This window comes from Burkholderia gladioli (genome assembly GCF_000959725.1).
GTDB lineage: Bacteria > Pseudomonadota > Gammaproteobacteria > Burkholderiales > Burkholderiaceae > Burkholderia > Burkholderia gladioli.
In genome coordinates, this window is the sequence record NZ_CP009323.1 from 4,307,421 (window position 1) to 4,330,116 (window position 22,696).

A 22,696-nucleotide genomic window follows, 5' to 3' on the forward strand; every position below is an offset into this window, starting at 1 on the left:
GGTTTCACCTGTCACACCCGCCCCGCCACTCATGAGCGTTCCTGCCCTCACCGCCACCGAAGCGCCGTCGCACAAGGCCGAATTCCGCGCCGTCAAGGCCGAGCTGATCGCGCGCTTTCGCGCCGCGACCCAGGTCGAGGCGCTGATGCGCGCGCTCTCGCGAGCCACCGACGAAGCGCTGCGCCAGCTCTGGACCGATTGCGACCTGCCCGGCTCGCTGGCGCTGGTCGCCGTCGGCGGCTTCGGGCGCGGCGAGCTCTCGCCGCATTCCGACGTCGACATCCTGGTGCTGCTGCCCGATGCGCACGGCGGCGAGTTCGACGCGCGCATCGAGCGCTTCATCGGCATGGCCTGGGATCTCGGGCTAGAGATCGGCAGCAGCGTGCGCACGGTCGGCGAGTGCATCGACGAGGCCGCGCAGGACGTCACGGTGCAGACCTCCCTGCTGGAGGCGCGCCGCATCACCGGCAGCCTGACGCTGTTCAAGCGCGCGGTGGCGCGCTACCGCGAGGCGCTCGACCCGCGCGCCTTCTTCCAGGCCAAGGTGCTGGAGATGCGTCAGCGCCACGCCAAGTTCCAGGACACGCCCTACAGCCTCGAGCCGAACGTGAAGGAAAGCCCGGGCGGCCTGCGCGACCTGCAGACGATCCTCTGGATCGCGCGCGCGGCCGGCTTCGGCAAGAGTTGGCGCGAGCTCGACACGCGCGGGCTGATCAGCGCGCGCGAGGCGCGCGAGCTGCGCCGCAACGAGGCCTTCCTGAAGGCGCTGCGCGCACGCCTGCACGTGATCACCGGGCGCCGCCAGGACATCCTGGTGTTCGACCTGCAGACCCAGGCGGCCGAGAGCTTCGGCTACGTGCCGACCCCGGCCAAGCGCGCCAGCGAGCAGCTGATGCGCCGCTACTACTGGGCCGCCAAGGCCGTCACCCAGCTCGCCACGATCCTGATCCAGAACATCGAGGCGCAGTTGTTCCCGGCCACCAGCGGCATCACGCGGGTGTTGTCGCCGGGCCGCTTCGTCGAGAAGCAGGGCATGCTGGAGACCGTCTCCGACGACGTGTTCGAGCAGCATCCCGACGCGATCCTCGAGGCCTTCCTGCTCTACGAGACCACCCGCGGCGTGAAGGGCCTGTCGGCGCGCACGCTGCGCGCGCTCTACAACTCGCGCGACGTGATGAACGGCGCCTGGCGCCGCGATCCGCGCAACCGCGAGACCTTCATGAAGATCCTGCAGCAGAACGAAGGCATCACGCATGCGTTCCGGCTGCTGAACCAGACCAGCGTGCTGGGCCGCTACCTGCTCAACTTCCGCCGCATCGTCGGGCAGATGCAGCACGATCTCTACCACGTGTACACGGTCGACCAGCACATCCTGATGGTGCTGCGCAATATCCGCCGCTTCGCGGTGGCCGAGCACGCGCATGAATATCCGTTCTGCAGCCAGCTGATCGCGAACTTCGAGCGGCCCTGGGTGCTCTACGTGGCGGCGCTGTTCCACGACATCGCCAAGGGCCGCGGCGGCGACCACTCCAAGCTCGGCATGGCCGACGCGCGGCGTTTCTGCCGCGAGCACGGCATCACCGGCGACGATGCCGCGCTGGTGGTCTGGCTGGTCGAGCATCACCTGACCATGAGCCAGGTCGCGCAGAAGCAGGACATCAGCGATCCCGAGGTGGTCAAGCGCTTCGCCGGCCTGGTCGGCAACGAGCGCTGGCTGACCGCGCTCTACCTGCTGACCGTGGCCGATATCCGCGGCACCAGCCCGAAGGTCTGGAACACCTGGAAGGGCAAGCTGCTGGAGGATCTGTACCGCGCCACCAGCGCGGTGCTCGGCGGCGCGCGGCCCGACACGCATTCCGAGCTGCAGACGCGCCGCGACGAGGCGCTCGCGCTGCTGCGGCTGGAGACCGTGCCCGACGACGTGCACCAGCCGCTGTGGGACCAGCTCGACGTCGGCTACTTCCTGCGCCACGACGCGGCCGATATCGCCTGGCAGACGCGCGTGCTGTACCGGCACGTGCATGCCGAGACGGCGATCGTGCGCGCGCGGCCCTCGCCGGTGGGCGACGCGCTGCAGGTGCTGGTCTACGTCAAGGACCGTTCGGACCTGTTCGCGGGCATCTGCGCCTACTTCGACCGCAACGGCCTGTCGGTGCTCGATGCGCGCATCAGCACCACCCGCCACGGCTACGCGCTCGACAATTTCATCGTCACGCGCTCCGAGCACGACGTGCAGTATCGCGATATCGCCAACCTCGTCGAACAGCAGCTCGCCGACCGGCTGTCCAGCCCGGCGCCGCTGCCCGAACCGTCGAAGGGCCGCCTGTCGCGCCTGTCGCGCACCTTCCCGATCACGCCCCGCGTCGACCTGCGCGCCGACGAGCGTGGTCAGTACTACATCCTGTCCGTGTCCGCCAACGACCGGCCGGGCCTTCTCTATTCGATCGCGCGCGTGCTGGCCGAGCACCGGGTCGGCGTCCATGCGGCGCGGATCAATACGCTCGGCGAGCGCGTCGAGGACGTGTTCCTGCTCGACGGCGCCGGCCTGTCCGACAACCGTTTGCAGATCCAGGTCGAAACTGAATTGCTGCGCGCGATCGCAGCCTGAGTGAAATCCAGCGTTTATGCGCACCAAACTGACAATCAAGAATCCCCGCCCGGCATCGCCGTCCCGCGCCCCGGTCCGCTCAGGCAGCCTGGCTGGCCGCAAACCGACGCGCCCCGCGCCGCTCGATCCCGCGACGAAACCGAAACCGTCCGCCAAGCGGCCGGCCGGCGCGAAGTCGGCGGCGCCGCGCGCGGCCAAGCCGGCCGGCGCCGGCGCGGTGAAACCGCGCGCGCCGCGTGACGGTGAGCGCGGCGGCTTCGGCCGGCCGCCGCGCGAGGGCGGCGATCGCCCGGCGCGTGACGGCGCTCGCTTCTCCCGCGACGGGGATCGCCCGGCGCGCCCCGCTCGCGATGGCGAGCGCGGTGCGTTCCGCGGCGAAGGCCGCCCTGCCCGCACCGGCGGCGATCGTCCCCCGCGTGACGGCACGCGTTTCTCCCGCGATGGAGATCGTCCGGCGCGCCCCGCTCGTGATGGTGAACGCCCGACGCGTGACGGCGCGCGTTTCTCCCGCGATGGCGATCGTCCGGCGCGCCCTGCTCGCGATGGCGAACGCGGCTCGTTCCGCGGCGAAGGCCGCCCCACGCGTGAAGGTGAACGGCCGCCGCGTGACGGCGCCCGTTTCTCCCGCGACGGCGATCGCCCGGCGCGCCCCGCTCGTGATGGCGAACATGGCTCGTTCCGCGGCGAAGGCCGCCCTGCGCGTGATGGTGAACGGCCGCCGCGTGACGGCGCTCGCTTCTCCCGCGATGGCGATCGTCCGGCGCGCCCCGCTCGCGATGGCGAACGCGGTTCGTTCCGCGGCGAAGGCCGCCCCACGCGCGACGGTGAACGGCCGCCGCGTGACGGCGCCCGCTTCTCCCGCGATGGCGATCGTCCGGCGCGCCCCGCTCGCGATGGCGAGCGCGGTTCGTTCCGTGGCGAAGGCCGCCCCACGCGCGACGGTGAACGGCCGCCGCGTGACGGCGCCCGCTTCTCCCGCGACGGTGATCGTCCGGCACGCCCCGCTCGCGACGGCGAACGCAGCGCGTTCCGTGGCGAAGGCCGCCCTGCCCGTGATAGCGGCGATCGTCCCGCCCGTGCCGGCGCCCGCCCCGTGCGCGACGCCGCCCCCTCGCGCCTGAAGGTCGCTCAGCCCGTCAAGTCGCGCGCCGCCTCCTTCGACGACGCCGACGAAACCGGCATGGTCCGTCTCTCGAAGCGGATGTCCGAGCTCGGCCTCTGCTCGCGCCGCGAGGCCGACGAATGGATCGAGAAGGGCTGGGTGCTGGTCGACGGCGAGCGGATCGACACGCTCGGCACCAAGGTGCGCCCGGAGCAGAACATCGAGATCGACCAGCGCGCCCAGGCTGCCCAGGCCGCCCAGGTGACGATCCTGCTGCACAAGCCGGTCGGCTACGTATCGGGCCAGGCCGAGGACGGCTACGAGCCGGCCGTCACCCTGATCACGCGCGAGAACCACTGGAGCGGCGATCATTCGGCGCTGCGTTTCTCGCCGCAGCACCTGCGCACGCTGGCGCCGGCAGGCCGCCTCGACATCGACTCGACCGGCCTGCTGGTGCTGACGCAGGACGGCCGCATCGCCAAGCAGCTGATCGGCGAGCAATCCGACATCGACAAGGAATACCTGGTGCGCGTGCGCTTCGGCGAGCGCCTGGCCGACATCGACCAGCATTTCCCGGCCGAATCGCTGGCCAAGCTGCGCCACGGCCTGGAACTCGACGGCGCGCCGCTCAAGCCCGCGATGGTGAGCTGGCAGAACGGCGAACAGTTGCGCTTCGTGCTGCGCGAAGGCAAGAAGCGCCAGATCCGTCGCATGTGCGAGCTGGTCGGGCTGGAGGTGATCGGCCTGAAGCGCGTGCGGATGGGCCACGTGATGCTAGGCGCGCTGCCGCAAGGCGAGTGGCGCTACCTGTCGCCCGACGAGAACTTCTGATCGCAGCAGCACGAACGGCCGCCAGAGCGGCCCGACGTGCGGCCCGCGCAAAAGACACGGCGCCGGCGAACCCGCGAGGGTTCCCGGCGCCGTTTTCATTGCAGCGAGTGCTGGCGACGCTCAGTCGTCCGCGTTCGGATCGAGCCCGGGGAACAGCACCTCGGCGAAGCCGAACTTCGAGAAGTCGGTGATCCGCATCGGATAGAGCTTGCCGATCAGGTGGTCGTATTCGTGCTGGACCACACGCGCATGGAAGCCCTCGGCGATGCGGTCGATGCGCTTGCCGTACTGGTCGAAGCCCGAGTAGTGGACCTTGCTGTAGCGGCTCACCACGCCGCGCATGCCCGGCACCGACAGGCAGCCTTCCCAGCCCTCCTCCATGTCCGGCGGCAGGTATTCCACGCTCGGATTGATCAGCACCGTCTCCGGCACCGGCGGCGCGTCCGGGTAGCGCGCGTTGTTGCCGAAACCGAAGATGATCAGTTGCAGGCCCACGCCGATCTGCGGCGCGGCCAGCCCCGCGCCGTTGGCGTGGTGCATGGTCTCGAACATGTCGGCGACCAGCTCGTGCAGTTCCGGCGTATCGAAGGCCTCGACCGGCTTCGCGACTTCGAGCAGGCGCGGATCGCCCATCCTGAGGATCTCGCGAATCATGATGGCAGTTCTCCCTTGAGCAGTAGATGCATCCCGTCCTCGTCGAGCACGGGGATGCCGAGTTCCTCGGCCTTGGCGAGCTTGCTCCCCGCCTCGGCACCGGCGACCACGTAATCGGTCTTCTTCGACACCGAGCCGGTCACCTTGGCGCCGGCCGCCTCGAGCAGCGCCTTCGCCTCGTCGCGGCCCAGCGTCGGCAGCGTGCCCGTCAGCACCACGGTCTTGCCGGCCAGCACGCCCTGCGGCTCGCGCGGCGCGGGCGGCCCTTCCGGCCAGTCGACCTTCTCGCGCAGTTGCGCGATCACGGTGCGATTGTGCTCCTCGGCGAAGAACTGGTGCAGCGACTCGGCCACCACCGGGCCGACGTCGTTGACTTCGAGCAGTTGCTCGGTGGTGGCGTCCATGATCGGCTGCAGCGAGCCGAAGTGCTTGGCCAGGTCCTTGGCCGTCGATTCGCCGACGTGGCGGATCCCCAGCGCGTAGATGAAGCGGCCGAGCGTGGTGTGACGCGCCTTCTCCAGCGAGTCGAGCAGGTTTTGCGCGGACTTGTCGGCGAAGCGGTCGAGCGCCGCCAGGGTCGCGAAACCGAGATGGAACAGGTCGGCCGGCGTGCGCACCAGGTTCTGCTCGACCAACTGGTCGATGATCTTCTCGCCGAGGCCGTCGATGTCGAGCGCGCGGCGCTGCGCGAAGTGCCACAGCGCCTGCTTGCGCTGCGCCGGGCAGAACAGGCCGCCCGTGCAGCGCGCGATCGCCTCCTCGGGCAGCCGCTCGATGCGCGAGCCGCAGACCGGGCATTCGGTCGGCATCACGAATTCGGCCGCGTCGGCCGGGCGCCGGTCGAGCAGGGACGACACCACCTCGGGAATCACGTCTCCGGCGCGCCGCACGATCACCGTGTCGCCGATCCGGATGTCCTTGCGGCGCACCTCGTCCTCGTTGTGCAGGGTCGCGTTGGTCACCGTCGCGCCGCCCACGAACACCGGCTCGAGCCGCGCCACCGGGGTGATCGCGCCGGTGCGGCCGACCTGCACCTCGATCGCCAGCAGCCGGGTGAGCGCCTCCTGGGCCGGGAACTTGTGGGCCAGCGCGAAGCGCGGCGCGCGCGAGACGAAACCGAGCCGCTCCTGCTCGTCGCGCCGGTTGACCTTGTAGACCACGCCGTCGATGTCGTAGGGCAGCGCCTCGCGCCGCTCGCCGACCTTGTGGAAGAAGGCCAGCAGCCCCTCGGCGCCCTTCACCACCGCGCGCTCGCGATTGACCGGCAGCCCGAAGCCGGCGTACCAGTCGAGCAGGCCGCTGTGCGTATCGGGCATGGCCGCGCCTTCGAGCACGCCGATGCCGTAGGCGAAGAAGGACAGCGGCCGCTGCGCAGTGATCTTCGAATCGAGCTGGCGCAGGCTGCCGGCCGCCGCGTTGCGCGGATTGGCGAACTCGCGCTGCTCGGCCTCGCGCTGGCGCTGGTTCAGGCGCGCGAAATCGCGCTTGTACATCAGCACCTCGCCGCGCACGTCGAGCAGGGCCGGCGGGTTCTTGCCCTTCAGCGTCAGCGGGATCGAGCGGATGGTGCGCACGTTCTCGGTGACGTCCTCGCCGGTGGTGCCGTCGCCGCGCGTGGCGGCCTGCACGAAGCGGCCATGTTCGTAGCGCAGCGAGATCGCCAGGCCGTCGAACTTGAGCTCGCAGGCGTATTCGACCGGATCGGTGGCGGTGCCGGCCAGGTCGGCCGGCGCCTTGTCGAGCGCATCGGCCACACGCTTGTCGAAGGCGGCGATGTCCTCGTCGGAGAAACCATTGTTCAGCGACAGCATCGGCGCGTCGTGCACCACCGGCGTGAAGCCGGTGGCGGCCTCGCCACCCACGCGCTGGGTCGGCGAGTCGAGCGTGATCAGGTCGGGATGCTCGGCCTCGATTTGCTGCAGCTCGCGGAACAGCCGGTCGTATTCGGCGTCGGGCAGGTCGGGCTGGTCGAGCACGTAATAGGCGTGATTCGCGCGCTCGAGTTCATTGCGCAGCCAGGCCGCCCGTTCGGACGGCTGGCTGGCTGGCGGTTCAACTGGGGATCGGGCCATGCTGGCGGCACTTGCTCTGGTGACAATCAAGGCAGGATTATCTCAGGCGGCGCGCGCTTGCGCACCTTCCTGCAAGCGCCGAATCGCCGGCGGCCGGGACGGGAAAACCCGCGCCCCGGGGGCCGGCTTCGGCTTACTGGCTGAACAGGCGCCGCGTGACGGGCGAGCCGGCCGGGATGCCGGCTTCCTCGAGCTTCGCGTAGAGCTTCATCAGTTGCTGCTCGATCGCCACCAGGGTGGATTCGGGCAGCGGCCGGCGCGAATCGTCGACCACCCGCGCGCCGATCCGGTCGGACAGCGACTTCGCGTAGTCGCACATCAGCTTGAAGGGCAGGATGTCCTCGTCGGCCACCGGCACGTCGAGCACCAGGGTGATCATGTTCCCGCCCTTGTAGGTCAGGTCGTCGCGCAGGAAGTTGGTGTCGCCGAACTGCAGCATGAACACCGGGTTCTGCTTCGCGTCGAGCTTGACGAAGCGCGTGCCGTCGCGCGACAGCAGCAGGCCGTCCTGCGAGGCCACCGCCTGCACGTAGTTGGCCGACCAGGGCGCGCCGTCCGACATCACGTTGATCGACAACTGCGCGTCGCATTGCGCGGCGAAGCCATCGAGCTCGCGCGCCATCGAGACCGTCTCCAGCATGTCGGGAAATTCGGGCGCGCCGTCGATCGCGTCGGCGAACTGGCCCACGCCCGAGACGAATTCGGAGAATTCGAGCTCGTTGAGCGGGCCATTGCGATTCGCCAGTTGCGCGGCCGCGCGCAGTTCCTCGTAGCGCACGCCGTTCTGCAACAGCTCCCAGTTGCCGCCGTCCTCGGGCTTGCCCTCGATGTGGACCGGCTTGCTGCCGGCACGGCGCAGGCGCTGCGCGGCCGGCAGGATGCGCTCGCCGGGCAGCGACGCGCCGAGCCGGATCGGCACGATGCAGTCGATGCGGCGATCGACGATGGTGGGCGGCGCCGAGGAGATCGTGGTGGCGGCCGGCAGCACCGGCTCGCCGTCATCGATCGGCACGGCGGTTGTCGCGATTGCAGGCTGCGCCGCGGCGCCGGCTTCGGCGGACTCGGCCTCGCCGGCTGCGTGATCCGCGCCCTCGCCTGCGGCGGTGAGCGTTTCATCGGCCTGCAGGTCGGCGGGCGTATCGGCCGGAGCTTCCGGCGCGCCGCCGAAGGTCGGCTCGACGCGGGCCTCGTGATCGGCGGCCGCGGCCGGCGCCGCCACCGTGGGCTCGCGCCGCGCCACCGCAGGCGCCGGCGAGGGCTGCCGCACCGGCTCGATGAAGGGCGCATCCTCGTCGCGCTCCTGGCGCGCCAGCGTATCGGCGGCCTCGGGCGGCATCGGCCGCGGCATCCGGCGGCGCACCTTGGCGCCCTGCCAGGCGTTGTAGACCACGATGCCGCCAACCACCACCACGCCTACGCCAATCAACCCGAGTGTCAACTCGTCCATGCATGCTCCATCAGGAATTCTTTTTCCGGCGCGCCGCTTCGAGGCGGCGCGCGCATTCAGCCAATATTCTGGGCAAAACCGGCGGCCGTTTCCATGTCGACCGCCACGATCCGCGACACGCCCTGCTCCTGCATGGTCACGCCGATCAGCTGCTGCGCCATTTCCATCGCGATCTTGTTGTGCGAGATGAACAGGAACTGCGTCTTGCTCGACATGGCGCGCACCAGGTTCGCGAAACGCTCGGTATTGGCGTCGTCGAGCGGCGCGTCCACCTCGTCGAGCAGGCAGAACGGCGCGGGGTTGAGCTGGAACATCGCGAACACCAGGGCGGTGGCGGTCAGCGCCTTCTCGCCGCCCGACAGCAGGTGGATGGTCGCGTTCTTCTTGCCCGGCGGCTGCGCCATCACCTGCACGCCGGCATCGAGGATCTCGTCACCGGTCATGATCAGCTTGGCCTGGCCGCCGCCGAACAGCTTCGGGAACAGGTCGCTGAAGTGATGGTTGACCTGATCGAAGGTGCCCTGCAGCAAGGTGCGGGTTTCCTGGTCGATCTTGTGGATCGCGTCCTCGAGCGTGGTGATCGCGGCCAGCAGGTCGGCCGATTGCGCGTCGAGGAAGATCTTGCGCTCGCTGGCGGCCGCCAGTTCCTCGAGCGCGGCCATGTTGACCGGGCCGAGCGCGGCGATCGCGTTGTTGATGCGCGTGACCTCGCCCTGCAGGTAGGAGGGTCGCAGCTCCGGCGTCAGCTTGGGCAGCAGGGCCGCCTCGTCGACGCCGGCCGCGGCCAGTTGCTCGCTGAACTGCTCGGCCGACAGGCGCGCGGCCTGCTCCTTCAGTTGCAGCTCGGTGATGCGATCGCGCAGCGGCTGCTGGGCACGCTCGGCGGCCAGGCGCGACTCGTCGAGCGCGCGCAGCTTGGCGGTCAGGTCGTCGAGCTCGAGTCGTGCGGCGCCCAGCGCCTGCTCCTTGGCCGAGCGGATTTCCAGCGCGTCCTGCAGGCCGGTGTGGGCGGTCTGCTCGTTGATGGTCTCGAGTTCGGCGCGGGCATCCTCCAGCGAGGCGGCGACGCGCTCGATCTGGTCGTGCGCGACCTGGATGCTGCGCTTGAGCTCGTCGATGCGGTTGGCCGAATTGCGCGCCGCGAAGCGCGCGTCGTTGGCCGCGCGCTCGAGATCGCGGGCCTGCTGGCGGGCGTTGCTCAGTTCCTCGTCGAGCGCCTCGAAGGCGAGCTGGTTGTCCTCGAACTTCGCCTGCAGCTCGGCCAGCTCGCCGTCGTAGCGTTCGAAGTTCGCCTCGGATTCGGCCCGCAGCGCACGCTGCTCGTCGATCTGCGCGCCGATCTCCTCGAGTTCCTCGCGGATCTGCGTGCTGCGCTGCGTGTAGCGCTCGTGCGCCTGCGCCAGCTTCAGCACCTCCATCTGCAGCGCGTGCACGCGCTGCTGGGCGCGCTCGACCTGGGCCCGCACCTCGCCGAGCGCCTGCGCGGCCTGCGTGTGGGCCGCCTCGGCGCGGATCGAGGCCGTCTTCGCCTCGTCGGCGAGCAGCGCCTGCGCGCGCACCTGGCGACCGAGGTTCTCGATCTCCTGCTGGCGCGCCAGCATGCCGGCCTGCTCGGAATCGGCCGCGTAGAGCTGCACGCCCGAGCGCGTCACCAAGTGGCCGGCCTTCACCACGTAGGCGCCGCCGGCCGGCAGTTGCGCGCGCGCGGCCAGCGCCTGGGCCAGGTCGTCGGCCACGAACACCGAGCCGAGCCAGTCGTTGAGCACGGCGCGCAGGCCGGCATCGTCGATGCGCACCAGCGACAGCACCGCGCGCATGCCGGCCGGTGTGGCCAGCGGCTCGCCCGCCGGCGGCGGCGAGAAGAAGGCCAGCTTGGCGGGCGGCGCGTCGGTCGCGAAGGCCTTGACCCAGTCGAGATTGGAGATTTCCAGCGCGGCCAGCCGCTCGCGCAGCACCGCCTCCAGGGCGTTTTCCCAGCCCGGCTCGACATGCAGCTTCTTCCAGAGGCGCGGCAGCGCACCCAGCTCGTGCTTGTCGAGCCAGGGCTGGATCTTGCCCTCGGTCTGGACGTTTTCCTGCAGTTGCTTGAGCGCGGCCAGGCGCGCCTCGAGCTGGTGGATCTGGGCGCTTTCGGCCTGCACGCGCTCCTGCGCGGCGCGGCGCTCGGCGTCCAGCCGCGGCAGCGTCTCCTGGGCATCGGCCAGGCGCGCCTGCGCGTCGTGCAGGATCTCCTCCTGCTCGGCCAACTGCATGCGCTGCTCCTCGAGCTGCGCCTCGTCGGGCGCGTCGAGCCCGCCCGCCTCCGACTTCAGGCGCTCGTGGCGCTGCTGCAACTGCATCAGTTGCTGGTCGGCGTTGCGCTGGTGCGCGGCCTCCAGCTTCAGCGACTGCTCGGTCTGGGCGATCCGGCCGCGCTCGTCGTTGAGCTGCGCCTGCGCATCGCGCCAGCGCGATTCCAGCGCCGGCAGCGCGTCGTGCTTGGCGGCCGCCTCGTCCTCGGCCATCGCGGCCTTCTCGTCGGCCATCGCGCGCGCTTCCTCGGCCTCCTCGAGATCGTCCTGCGCCTTCTGCGCCTGCGCCTGCCACTGCTCGCGCTGCGCCGTCAGCGCGGCGATCTGCGCCTGCACTCGGTTACGCGACTCGACGATGAACTTGATCTCGGCCTCGAGCCGGCTGACCTCGGCATTCGCCTCGTAGAGCGAACCCTGGGCGCCCTGCATCGCGTCGCTGGCCGCGTAATGGGCCACCCGCAGCGTCTCGAGCTGCGCCTCGACCTCGCGCAACTTGGCGGTCTGCGCCTCCAGGTCGATCTGGGCCTGCTCGATGGCGCGCTGCTGCTTCTGCTGCTCGCCCTGCGCCTCGCTCTTGCGCAGCAGCCACAGCAGGCGCTGCTTTTCCTCGCCGTCGGCCAGCAGTTCCTTGTACTTGGTGGCCACCACCGCCTGCGCCTCGAGCTTCTCGAGGTTGGCACCGAGTTCGCGCACGATGTCCTCGACGCGCGTCAGGTTCTCGCGCGTGTCGTGCAGGCGGTTCTCGGTCTCGCGGCGGCGCTCCTTGTACTTCGACACGCCGGCGGCTTCCTCCAGGAACACGCGCAGCTCCTCGGGCTTGGCCTCGATGATCCGCGCGATCATGCCCTGCCCGATGATCGCGTAGGCGCGCGGCCCGAGGCCGGTGCCGAGGAAGATGTCCTGGATGTCGCGGCGGCGCGCCGGAAGATTGTTGATGTAGTAGCTGGAGGTGCCGTCGCGCGTGAGCACGCGCTTGACCGCGATCTCGCCGTACTGGCCCCACTGGCCGGCGGCGCGGCCGTCGGAGTTATCGAAGATCAGCTCGACGCTGGCCCGGCTGCCGGGCTTGCGCGTGGTGGAGCCGTTGAAGATCACGTCCTGCATCGACTCGCCGCGCAGCTCGGAGGCGCGCGATTCGCCGAGCACCCAGCGCACGGCATCGATGATGTTGGACTTGCCGCAACCGTTCGGTCCGACCACGCCGACGAGCTGGCCCGGAACCTGGAAATGCGTGGGATCGACGAAGGATTTGAAGCCTGCGAGTTTGATCGAGCTCAGTCGCACGTCGGTATCGGTATTGAATATGGATTGAAACGGACGGCAACCGGCGGCGCATCGCTCGCGCCGCCCGTCCCGGAATTCGGACAAAGGGCTCCGGCCATGCGCCGGACCGCCCCGTGAAGCGGGTCCATCATACCATCGCGCGGGCCTCGTCCCGGCGATCGGCGTCGCCGGCCGGCGCCTGGGTCGGAGCCTTGTGCACGCGGCTCGACAGCAGCGTGGCGAGCACGATGCAGGCGCCGCCGAGCCACTCGCGCGCGCCCGGCAGCTCGTCGGCGAACAGCCACGCCGACAGCGCGGTGACGACGATCTCGAACAGCATGATGATCGAGGCGCGATTGGCCGGTACCCGGGCAAGCCCGTATTGAACCAGCAGGTTGTTGAGCGCGGTGACCACGCCGATCGCGGCGGCCAGCAGCAGCGCCAGCGTCACGGCATGCGGCGCGGGCAGCGGCGGCACGCCTTCCACGAACATCGCCGCCAGCCCGAAGGCCGCGCCGCCCGCGAACAGCGTGGCGGTGCGCATCTCGGGCTTGAGCTCCGGCAGGTCGCGCGAGATCCGCACCACCAGCACGTTGCTCATCGCGAAGCTCAGGCCGGCGGCCAGCCCCGCCCATTCGGCCGGGTTCGAGGGCAGCGGCAGGCCCAGGCGCGGCGACCAGAGCATCAGCATGGCGCCGGTGATCGACAGCGCCGCCAGCGCGGCGCTGGCCCAGGTCAGACGCTCGCGCAGCAGGAAATGGGAATAGATCGCGGTCCACGCCGGGGTCAGGTAGAACAGCAGCATCACGCGCAGCACCTCGCCGTGAATCGTGCCCCAGACGAAGCCGAGGTTGGTGATGCCGGCGGCCACCCCGAGCGCGGCCAGCAGCCAGTGCCAGCGCAGCGTGACGAGCGCGCGGCGGCGCCAGACCACCACGAACAGACAGGCGCAGAAGCAGGTCAGCGCGCTGGCCGCGGTGCCCGTCAGGCCGAGCCCGGCCAGCATCCGCAGCGGATACCAGACCAGCCCCCAGACCGACGCGCCCACCAGGATCGCCAGGGTCGGCAGCGCCGACTGTTCATGTCCCTTCATTTCCGCCCACCTGCCCCCGTTTCCGTTGTTGCATCGTCTCGCGCCGCGCCGGCCCGCCCGCCCGATCATCGGCGCGTCGAATTATCGAGCCGCCCGGTTATTGTCCATCCTGGTTATCGGGCCGCCCGGTTGCCGGCGCTTCCGGTTATCGATCCCGCCAACCATCGCGCCGATCCGGCCCCGGCACCGCGCCGCCGGCCCGGGGGCGCGCGGCGGCAAGCTATAATCGACCGCTCCGGCCCACCAGGCCGGCCCGCGGCGTGCGCCTCGCGCCCCGCCAGCCAGGCGACGCGCATCCCGCGCCGCCGGTCGCCCGGCCCTCGGCCGCCGCGCCGCCGCCCGATTCGTTCCAGCCCGTCCCCGACGGGCCCCAACCGCCTCCGAAGCCCAAGCCCGTGAATCCACGACTCGATACGCTCCAGCCCTATCCGTTCGAAAAGCTCCGCGCGCTGTTCAAGGACGTCAAGCCGTCCGCCGCGCACGCCCCGATCAGCTTCGGCATCGGCGAGCCCAAGCATGCGACGCCGGCGCTGATCCGCGACGCGGTGGTGGCCTCGCTCGACGGCCTGGCCTCGTACCCGGCCACGGCGGGCTCGGACGCGTTGCGCACGGCGATCGCGCGCTGGGTCGAGCGCCGCTACGGCATCGAATCCGTCGATGCGGCCAGCCAGGTGCTGCCCGTCTCGGGCTCGCGCGAGGCGCTGTTCTCGCTCGCGCAAGCCGTGATCGACGCCGCGCCGCGCGCCGACGGCAAGTCAGCGATCGTACTCTGTCCGAATCCGTTCTATCAAATCTACGAGGGCGCGGCCCTGCTGGCGGGCGCCGAGCCGGTGTTCGTCAACAGCGATCCGGCGCGCAATTTCGCCCCTGATTATTCGAGCGTGCCCGACGAGGTCTGGGCCCGCACCCAGCTGCTGTTCGTCTGCTCGCCGGGCAACCCGACCGGCGCGGTGCTCACGCTGGAGGACTGGCGCGAGCTGTTCGCGCTGTCGGACCGCCACGGCTTCGTGATCGCCTCCGACGAATGCTATTCGGAGATCTATTTCGACGAAGCCGCGCCGCCGCTGGGCGGCCTGGACGCGGCGCGGCGCCTCGGCCGCGGCTTCGAGCGGCTGGTGATGCTGTCGAGCCTGTCCAAGCGCTCCAACGTGCCGGGCATGCGCTCGGGCTTCGTGGCCGGCGACGCCGCGATCCTCAAGCGCTTCCTGCTGTACCGCACCTACCACGGCGCCGCGCTCTCGCCGGTCTGGCAGCAGGCCAGCATCGCGGCCTGGGGCGACGAGGAACATGTGCGCGAGAACCGCGCACTCTATGCGCAAAAATTCGCGGCCGTCACGCCGCTGCTGGCCGAGGTGCTCGACGTGGCGCTGCCCGACGCGGCCTTCTACCTGTGGGCGAACGTGGCGCGCACCGGCCTGTCGGATACCGAGTTCGCCCGGCGTCTCCACGCCGACTATAATGTGACGGTTCTGCCCGGCTCGTATCTCGCGCGCGACGCGCACGGCACGAATCCGGGCCGCGATTTCGTGCGGATCGCGCTGGTCGCCGAAAGCGCCGAATGCCTCGAAGGCGCCCAGCGCATCGTCGAGTTCTGCCGCGCTCTCGCCAGCCAGGCTCGCTGAGCCCGCTCCCGTATTGACCGTCCCGATTCCTCTTCCAACTTCCAGCGAAGCAACCAACATGTCGCAACAACTTCAGCAAATCATCGATACCGCCTGGGAAAACCGAGCCGAGCTCTCGCCCAAGGCCGCGCCCGCCGAGGTCCGCGAGGCCGTCGCGCACGCCATCGAGCAACTCGACCGCGGTTCGCTGCGCGTCGCCGAGAAGCAGAACGGCGAATGGATCGTGCACCAGTGGCTGAAGAAGGCCGTGCTGCTGTCGTTCCGCCTGGAAGACAACGCGCCGATGGCCGCCGGCGGCTACTCGCAGTTCTTCGACAAGGTGCCCTCGAAGTTCGCCAACTACACGGCGGAAGACTTCGCCGCGGGCGGCTTCCGCGTGGTGCCGCCGGCCGTCGCGCGCCGCGGCTCCTTCATCGCGAAGAACGTGGTGCTGATGCCCTCGTACACCAACATCGGCGCCTACGTCGACGAAGGCACCATGGTCGACACCTGGGCCACCGTCGGCTCCTGCGCGCAGATCGGCAAGAACGTCCACCTGTCGGGCGGCGTCGGCATCGGCGGCGTGCTCGAGCCGCTGCAGGCCAACCCGGTCATCATCGAGGACAACTGCTTCATCGGCGCGCGCTCGGAAGTGGTGGAAGGCGTGATCGTCGAGGAGAACTCGGTGATCTCGATGGGCGTCTACCTCGGCCAGAGTACCAAGATCTATGACCGCGAGACGGGCGAGATCAGCTACGGCCGCATCCCCGCCGGCTCGGTGGTGGTGGCCGGCAACCTGCCCTCGAAGGACGGCTCGCACAGCCTGTACTGCGCCGTGATCGTCAAGAAGGTCGACGCCAAGACGCGCGCCAAGGTCGGCCTGAACGAACTGCTGCGAGGCGACTGATGACGACCGTCGTCTACGGCATCCCGAACTGCGATACCGTGAAGAAGGCCCGCGTGTGGCTGGACGAACACGGCGTCGCGTTCGACTTCCACGACTTCAAGAAGGCGGGCCTGACCGCCGCCATCGTGAAGGGCTGGCTGAAGGACGTGCCGCTGGAGACCCTCGTCAACCGCCGCGGCACCACCTGGCGCGCCCTGCCCGACGAGGTCAAGGCGAGCGCCGAGACCGAAGCCGGCGCGATCGCGCTGATGCTCGACAAGCCCTCGGTGATCAAGCGGCCGGTGGTGGAGGTCGACGGCCGCGTGAAGGCAGTCGGCTTCGTCTCCGACCAGTACGCCGCGCTGTTCGGCGCCTGAGGCACGCATCACGAAGCACCGGGCGCGCCGGCCACGCGGCTTGCGCGCCCCGACCTGCCGGCCGTCGCGCCGGCATTTTTCATCGAAAGTGGTCCGAACCATGTCAGCCACCCTAGCCCTTACCGAACAGTTGATCGCGCGCCCGTCCGTGACGCCCGACGATCAACACTGCCAGCAGATCATGATCGAGCGCCTCGCGGCGATCGGCTTCGAGTGCGAGACCATCGCCTCGCACGGCGTGACCAACCTGTGGGCCGTCAAGCGCGGCACCGAGGGCCGCGACGGCAAGCTGCTCGCGTTCGCGGGCCACACCGACGTGGTGCCGACCGGCCCGCTCGAGCAATGGACCTCGCCGCCCTTCATCCCCGCGCATCGCGACGGCAAGCTGTACGGCCGCGGCGCGGCCGACATGAAGACCTCGCTGGCCGGCTTCGTGGTGGCCAGCGAGGAGTTCGTGGCCGCGCATCCGCAGCACCGCGGCTCGATCGCGATGCTGATCACCAGCGACGAGGAAGGCCCGGCCACCGACGGCACCGTCAAGGTGGTGGAGGCGCTCGGCGAGCGCGGCGAACGCCTCGACTACTGCATCGTCGGCGAGCCGACCTCCTCGGCCACGCTCGGCGACATGGTCAAGAACGGCCGGCGCGGCTCGATGTCGGGCGAACTGATCGTCAAGGGCGTGCAGGGGCATATCGCCTACCCGCACCTGGCCAGGAACCCGATCCACCTGCTCGCGCCGGCACTGGCCGAGCTCGCCGCCGAGCGCTGGGACGAGGGCAACGAATACTTCCCGCCCACCACCTGGCAGGTCTCGAACCTGCACGGCGGCACCGGCGCGACCAACGTGATCCCGGGCCACGTCACCCTGCTGTTCAACTTCCGCTTCTCGACCGCCAGCACGGTGGAGGGCCTGCAGGCGCGGGTCCACGCGATCCTCGACAAGCACGGCTTCGACTACGAACTGAAGTGGTCGATCAGCGGCCTGCCGTTCCTCACGCCGCGCGGCGACCTCTCGATCGCGCTGGCGAAGGCGATCCACGACGAAACCGGCGTCGAGACCGAGCTGTCGACCACCGGCGGCACCTCGGACGGCCGCTTCATCGCGCGGATCTGCCCGCAGGTGATCGAGTTCGGGCCGCCCAACGCCTCGATCCACAAGATCGACGAGCATGTCGAGCTGCGCTTCATCGATCCGCTGAAGAACGTCTACCGCCGCGTGCTCGAACAACTGATCGCCTGACGGAGGCCGCCATGACCACGCCCGCCACCCCTGCCACGCCCGCCGCCGTGTTCGGCACGCCCCGCGACCTGATCCGCTACGGCGTCTCGCGCTTTTCCGCCGCCGGCCTGACGTTCGGCCACGGCTCGGAGAACGCCTACGACGAGGCCGTCTACCTGGTGCTGCACACGCTGCACCTGCCGCTCGACACGCTCGACCCCTTCCTCGACGCGCGCCTGCTGCCCGAGGAGATCGAGGCGGTGCTCGCCCAGCTCGAGCGGCGCGTCGAGGAGCGCCTGCCGGCCGCCTACCTGACCAACGAGGCCTGGATGCACGGCCATCGCTTCTACGTCGACGAACGCGTGATCGTGCCGCGCTCCTTCATCGGCGAGCTGCTCGACGACGGCCTGCAGCCCTACGTGGCCGACCCGGAACAGGTGGGCGCGGTGCTCGAGCTCTGCACCGGCTCGGGCTGCCTGGCGGTGCTCGCCGCCGAGGCCTTCCCGCATGCCGAGATCGACGCGGTGGACCTGTCGGAAGACGCGCTGGAAGTCGCCGAGATCAACATCAGCGACTACCGGCTCGACCATCGCATCGCGCTGCATCACGGCGATCTCTACGCGCCGCTGCCCACCGAGCGGCTGGCCGACCCGGAGCTGCGCTACGACGTGATCCTGAGCAATCCGCCCTACGTGAACGCCGACTCGATGGCCGCGCTGCCCGACGAATACCGCCACGAGCCCGAGATGGCGCTGGCCGGCGGCGACGACGGCATGGACATCGTGCGCCGCATCCTGCGCGAGGCGAAGAAGTGGCTCAAGGAGGACGGCGTGCTGGTGGTGGAAATCGGCAACGAGCGTCACAACGTCGAGGCGGCCTTCGGCGGCCTGGACCTGATCTGGCTGCCGACCAGCGCCGGCGACGACTGCGTGTTCCTGATCCACGCCGCCGACCTGCCGCACGCGGCCTGAATCCCGCGCTGGTCCCCCGGCCCGGCACGGCGGCCCGGGGGACCAGCCGAACGGCCCGGGCGAGCCTGCCGCCGTATCGCGGGCCGCTCGGGTCGATCGCCAAGTTGCGTCACGCGGCAAATCCGCCGCCACGCACCACCCGGAACTCCAAGCACCGATGCAACTCGACTGGCTCCATCTCGGCACCCTCATCGCGATCGCCCACATCCTCGGGGTGATCGCGGCCTGCCACGCGATCCTCAATACCCGCACCTCGCAGGGCGCGATCGCCTGGGCGGTCTCGCTGACCGCGATGCCCTACCTGACGCTGATCCCCTACCTGTTCCTCGGCCGCAGCAAGTTCTCGGGCTATGTCGACGCGCGCCGCAGCGAGACGGCCGCGCTGCGCACGCGCTCGCGCCCCTCCAGCTGGGACACGCACGGCAGCTCGCTGGGCGTGCCGGCCGACGCGCTGGGCCTGGCGCCGGTGCGCGCGCTGACCCACCTGGGCGGGATGCCCTTCGTGGGCGGCAACGCGGTGCGGCTGCTGGTGAACGGCGAGGCGACCTTCGCGGCGATCCTCGGCGCGATCGAGGCCGCGCGCCACTGCGTGATCGTGCAGTTCTTCATCGTGCGCGACGACACGCTAGGCGACATGCTGCGCGACGCGCTGATCGCCTGCGCCGGGCGCGGCGTGCGCTGCTACCTGCTCTACGACAGCATCGGCAGCTTCGACCTGCCGCATCGCTACGTGAACGCGCTGCGCGCCGGCGGCGTCGAGGTCCATCCGTTCGCGACCAACCAGCAGTTCGTCAACCGCTTCCAGCTGAACTTCCGCAACCACCGCAAGATCGTGGTGGTGGACGGCGAGCGTGCCTTCGTGGGCGGCCACAACGTGGGCGTCGAATACCTGGGCGCGAACCCGCGGCTCTCGCCCTGGCGCGACACCCACATCGAGCTGCGCGGGCCGGTGGTGGCCAATATCCGCTATGTGTTCGCCGAGGACTGGCACTGGGCCACGCAGTCGCTGCCGGTCGACTCGCCGCCTGCGGCGCCGCTGGACGAGGAGGACATGCACTGCCTGGTGGTGCCGATGGGCCCCGCCGACAAGCAGGAAACCGGCTCGCTGTTCTTCGTCGAGGCGATCCACGCCGCGCGCGAGCGGGTCTGGATCACCACGCCCTACCTGGTGCCCGACGAGGCGGTGATCGCGGCGCTGAAGCTGGCGGTGATGCGCGGCGTGGACGTGCGCATCCTGATCCCGAGCCGGCGCGACCACTACGTGGTGTTCGAGGCCTCGAAGCTCTACGCGCGCGACCTGATCGACGCCGGCGTGCGGATCTTCCGCTACCGCCAGGGTTTCCTGCACCAGAAGGTGGTGCTGATCGATGGCTCGGCCGCCGCGGTGGGCAGCGCGAACCTCGACAACCGCTCGTTCCGCCTGAACTTCGAGATCATGGTGCTGACCGTCGACGCCGGTTTCGCGGCCGACGTCGACGCGATGCTGAGCCAGGATTTCGCCGCGGCCGACGAGGTCGACCTGGGCGAGGTGCGGCGCGCCGGCGCCTGGCGGCGCGTGCTGATGCACGTGGCGCGGCTGTTCGCGCCGATCCTCTGAACGCGGCGCGCGAAGCGCCGCGGCACGAGGATCAGAGCAGCGCCTCGATATCGGCGGCGATCTCCTCGGGCTTGGTCTGCGGCGCGTAGCGCTTGACCACCTTGCCGTCGCGGCCGACCAGGAACTTGGTGAAATTCCACTTGATCGCCTTGGTGCCGAGCAGGCCCGGCGCCTCCTCGGTCAGCCAGCGGAACAGCGGATGCGCCTGCTCGCCCTTCACGTCGATCTTCTCGAACAGCGGGAAGCTGACGCCGAAGCGCTGCTCGCAGAACGCGCCGATCTGCGCCGCGTCGCCGGGCTCCTGGCCGCCGAACTGGTTGCAGGGAAAGCCCAGCACCGCCAGGCCGCGGCTGCCGAAGCGCTCGTGCAGTTGCTGCAGGCCCGCGTACTGCGGCGTGAACCCGCATTCGCTGGCGGTATTGACGATCAGCAGGACGCGGTCGCGATAGCGATCGAGCGACACGTCCTCGCCGCCGAGCGCTTTCGCGTTGAATGAATAGACGGTATCGGTCGACATGGCTTGCTCCCAGGCTCGGTTTCGGTGGATTGGATCGGGCGTGCTCGACGCCATCGCGGCAGTCTATGCGAAACCGGCGCGGCGCGTGAATCGTCCGAACGGACAGCCCCCGGCGGCGCCTCGACGGCGCGGCGGCCCCCGCGCCCGGCTGGCAGTCTAGAATAGCGGTTTTCTCCAGCCCTTCCCGTCGTGATCCGTTTCAACCAGTTCAGTCTCTCGCGCGGTACCAAGCCGCTGTTCGAGGGCACCACCTTCGCCCTCAACCCCGGCGAGAAGGCCGGCCTCGTCGGCGCGAACGGCGCGGGCAAGTCCACCCTGTTCTCGGTGCTGCGCGGCGAGCTGCATGCCGACGGCGGCGACGTCTCGATGCCGCCGTCCTGGCAGATCGCGCACGTCTCGCAGGAAACCCCGGCGGTCGATCGCAACGCGCTCGACTACACGCTCGACGGCGACGTCGCGCTGCGCCGCATCGAGGCGCGCATCGCCGCGGCGGCCGCCGCGCATGACGGCGCGGCCGAGGCCGAGGCGCACGCGGCGTTCGCCGACGCCGACGGCTACACCGCGCCGGCGCGCGCCGAGGCGCTGCTGCTCGGGCTCGGCTTCACGCTGGCGCAGACCCGCGAGAGCGTCGCCAATTTCTCGGGCGGCTGGCGCATGCGCCTGAACCTCGCGCAGGCGCTGATGTGCCGCTCCGACCTGCTGCTGCTCGACGAACCGACCAATCACCTGGATCTCGACGCGATCGTCTGGCTGGAGGACTGGCTGCACCGCTACGCCGGCACCCTGGTGGTGATCTCGCACGACCGCGAGTTCCTCGATGCGATCTGCAACGTCACGCTGCACCTGGAGAACCGCCAGGTGAAGCGCTACGGCGGCAACTACACGCAGTTCGAGGTGCTGCGCGCGCAGCACCTGGCGCTGCAGCAGAGCGCCTACGAGAAGCAGCAGAAGACCATCGAGCACCTGCAGAGCTTCATCGACCGCTTCAAGGCCAAGGCCTCCAAGGCCAAGCAGGCGCAAAGCCGCGTCAAGGCGCTCGAGAAGATGGAGCGTCTCGCGCCCACCCACGCGGCCTCGGCCTTCAGCTTCGAGTTCCGCACGCCCGATTCGGCACCCAATCCGATGCTGGTGATGGAGGACGTGCAATGCGGCTACCGCGGCGAGGACGGCGGCGCGCTGCCGATCGTCGAGCGCGTCACGCTGTCGATCCAGAACGGCCAGCGCATCGGCCTGCTCGGCGCCAACGGCCAGGGCAAGTCGACCCTGATCAAGACCCTGGCCGGCACGCTCGCGCCGCTGGCGGGCGAGGTGCGCGGCGGCAAGGGCCTGACGATCGGTTATTTCGCCCAGCATCAACTGGAGACGCTGCGCCCCGACGATTCGCCGCTCGCCCACCTGGCGCGCCTCGCGCCCGACACGCGCGAGCAGGAGCTGCGCGACTTCCTCGGCGGCTTCAACTTCTCGGGCGACATGGCCTCCTCGCCGATCGCACCGTTCTCGGGCGGCGAGAAGGCGCGCCTGGCGCTGGCCCTGATCATCTGGCTCAAGCCGAACCTGCTGCTGCTCGACGAGCCGACCAACCACCTCGACCTCGAAACGCGCGACGCGCTGACCATGGCGCTCGCGCAGTTCGACGGCACCCTGATCCTGGTCTCGCACGACCGGCACCTGCTGCGCGCCACCACCGACCAGTTCATGCTGGTCACCCGGCACCGCATCCAGCCCTTCGACGGCGATCTCGACGACTATCGCGACTGGCTGCTGCAGCACGCCGCCGAGCAGCGCGCCGCGGCGCGCGGCGAAGCCTCGGCCGACGGCGCCGGCGGCGCCAACCGCCGCGACCAGAAGCGCCAGGAAGCCGAGGCGCGCCAGCGTCTGTCGCAGCTGAAAAAGCCGCTGCAATCGCGGATCAACAAGCTCGAGAAGGAAATGGAGACGCTCAACGCCGAGAAGGCGCGGCTCGACGGCTTCGTGGCCGACCCCAGCAGCTACGCGGCCGAGAAGAAGAGCGAGCTGACCGAGGCGATCCGCAAGCTCGGCGAGGTGACCGGCCGGCTCGAGGCGCTCGAGCTCGACTGGCTCGACGTGCAGGAACAGCTCGAGCAGATCGGCTGAAGGCCGCGCGGCCAGGGCGCACGCCCCGGCCGATGCGACGAGCGTGGCATAT

The 22,696-nt window shown here is 70.0% G+C and carries 15 protein-coding genes; 9 read left to right on the plus strand and 6 right to left on the minus strand.

The window, feature by feature from the left end:
* Positions 1-31: 31 nt before the first annotated feature.
* The gene (locus BM43_RS35885; protein WP_036050879.1) at positions 32-2,608 is read left to right on the plus strand and encodes a [protein-PII] uridylyltransferase; all 2,577 of its coding nucleotides are present in this window, start codon (positions 32-34) and stop codon (positions 2,606-2,608) included.
* 16 nt (positions 2,609-2,624) lie between these two features.
* Positions 2,625-4,541 (plus strand): pseudouridine synthase, encoded by a 1,917-nt coding sequence (locus BM43_RS39715; protein ID WP_080741921.1) that lies wholly within the window; start codon positions 2,625-2,627, stop codon positions 4,539-4,541.
* Positions 4,542-4,661: 120 nt separating this feature from the next.
* Here BM43_RS39715 and def read toward each other — a convergent pair whose 3' ends face one another.
* The 5 genes from def to BM43_RS35925 all read right to left on the minus strand — a co-directional run bounded on the left by def (position 4,662) and on the right by BM43_RS35925 (position 13,361).
* On the minus strand, positions 4,662-5,195 hold the full coding sequence (gene def / locus BM43_RS35905) for a peptide deformylase (protein ID WP_013698519.1): 534 nt from the start codon (positions 5,193-5,195) through the stop codon (positions 4,662-4,664).
* Positions 5,192-7,267 (minus strand): NAD-dependent DNA ligase LigA, encoded by a 2,076-nt coding sequence (ligA, locus tag BM43_RS35910; protein WP_036050869.1) that lies wholly within the window; start codon positions 7,265-7,267, stop codon positions 5,192-5,194. Before ligA ends, def begins: the two co-directional genes overlap by 4 nt.
* A gap of 133 nt (positions 7,268-7,400) precedes the next feature.
* Complete coding sequence (locus BM43_RS35915) at positions 7,401-8,714, minus strand: cell division protein ZipA C-terminal FtsZ-binding domain-containing protein (RefSeq protein ID WP_036050866.1); 1,314 nt, start codon at positions 8,712-8,714, stop codon at positions 7,401-7,403.
* Between the two features lie 56 nt (positions 8,715-8,770).
* Complete coding sequence (gene smc, locus BM43_RS35920; protein WP_036039800.1) at positions 8,771-12,289, minus strand: chromosome segregation protein SMC; 3,519 nt, start codon at positions 12,287-12,289, stop codon at positions 8,771-8,773.
* A gap of 127 nt (positions 12,290-12,416) precedes the next feature.
* Positions 12,417-13,361, minus strand: a complete 945-nt coding sequence (locus tag BM43_RS35925) for a DMT family transporter (RefSeq protein WP_036050864.1) — start codon at positions 13,359-13,361, stop codon at positions 12,417-12,419.
* Positions 13,362-13,756: 395 nt separating this feature from the next.
* Between BM43_RS35925 and dapC the strand changes: the two genes are divergently transcribed.
* The 6 genes from dapC to cls all read left to right on the plus strand — a co-directional run bounded on the left by dapC (position 13,757) and on the right by cls (position 20,012).
* Positions 13,757-14,983: a succinyldiaminopimelate transaminase gene (dapC, locus tag BM43_RS35930; protein ID WP_036053312.1), complete on the plus strand. Its 1,227-nt coding sequence runs from the start codon at positions 13,757-13,759 to the stop codon at positions 14,981-14,983.
* 58 nt (positions 14,984-15,041) lie between these two features.
* Entirely contained in the window at positions 15,042-15,869 is an 828-nt protein-coding gene (gene dapD, locus BM43_RS35935) for a 2,3,4,5-tetrahydropyridine-2,6-dicarboxylate N-succinyltransferase (RefSeq protein ID WP_013698525.1), read from the plus strand.
* Positions 15,869-16,225: an arsenate reductase gene (locus BM43_RS35940; RefSeq protein ID WP_036050862.1), complete on the plus strand. Its 357-nt coding sequence runs from the start codon at positions 15,869-15,871 to the stop codon at positions 16,223-16,225. The genes dapD and BM43_RS35940 overlap by 1 nt, the downstream gene beginning before the upstream one ends.
* 100 nt (positions 16,226-16,325) lie before the next feature.
* Positions 16,326-17,465 carry a succinyl-diaminopimelate desuccinylase gene (gene dapE, locus BM43_RS35945; protein WP_036050860.1) on the plus strand — a complete coding sequence of 380 codons (1,140 nt, stop codon included), beginning with the start codon at positions 16,326-16,328 and terminating at the stop codon, positions 17,463-17,465.
* A gap of 11 nt (positions 17,466-17,476) precedes the next feature.
* Positions 17,477-18,415 (plus strand): 50S ribosomal protein L3 N(5)-glutamine methyltransferase, encoded by a 939-nt coding sequence (gene prmB, locus BM43_RS35950; RefSeq protein ID WP_036050857.1) that lies wholly within the window; start codon positions 17,477-17,479, stop codon positions 18,413-18,415.
* Between the two features lie 157 nt (positions 18,416-18,572).
* Positions 18,573-20,012 (plus strand): cardiolipin synthase, encoded by a 1,440-nt coding sequence (cls, locus tag BM43_RS35955; RefSeq protein ID WP_036050854.1) that lies wholly within the window; start codon positions 18,573-18,575, stop codon positions 20,010-20,012.
* A gap of 31 nt (positions 20,013-20,043) precedes the next feature.
* Here the strand turns inward: cls and BM43_RS35960 are convergent, their stop codons facing one another.
* Positions 20,044-20,529 carry a glutathione peroxidase gene (locus tag BM43_RS35960; RefSeq protein WP_036050850.1) on the minus strand — a complete coding sequence of 162 codons (486 nt, stop codon included), beginning with the start codon at positions 20,527-20,529 and terminating at the stop codon, positions 20,044-20,046.
* A gap of 189 nt (positions 20,530-20,718) precedes the next feature.
* On the opposite strand from BM43_RS35960, the gene BM43_RS35965 reads away from it, so the two are divergent.
* Positions 20,719-22,644, plus strand: coding sequence for an ATP-binding cassette domain-containing protein (locus BM43_RS35965; protein WP_036050848.1), 1,926 nt, complete (start codon positions 20,719-20,721; stop codon positions 22,642-22,644).
* Positions 22,645-22,696: the final 52 nt, after the last annotated feature.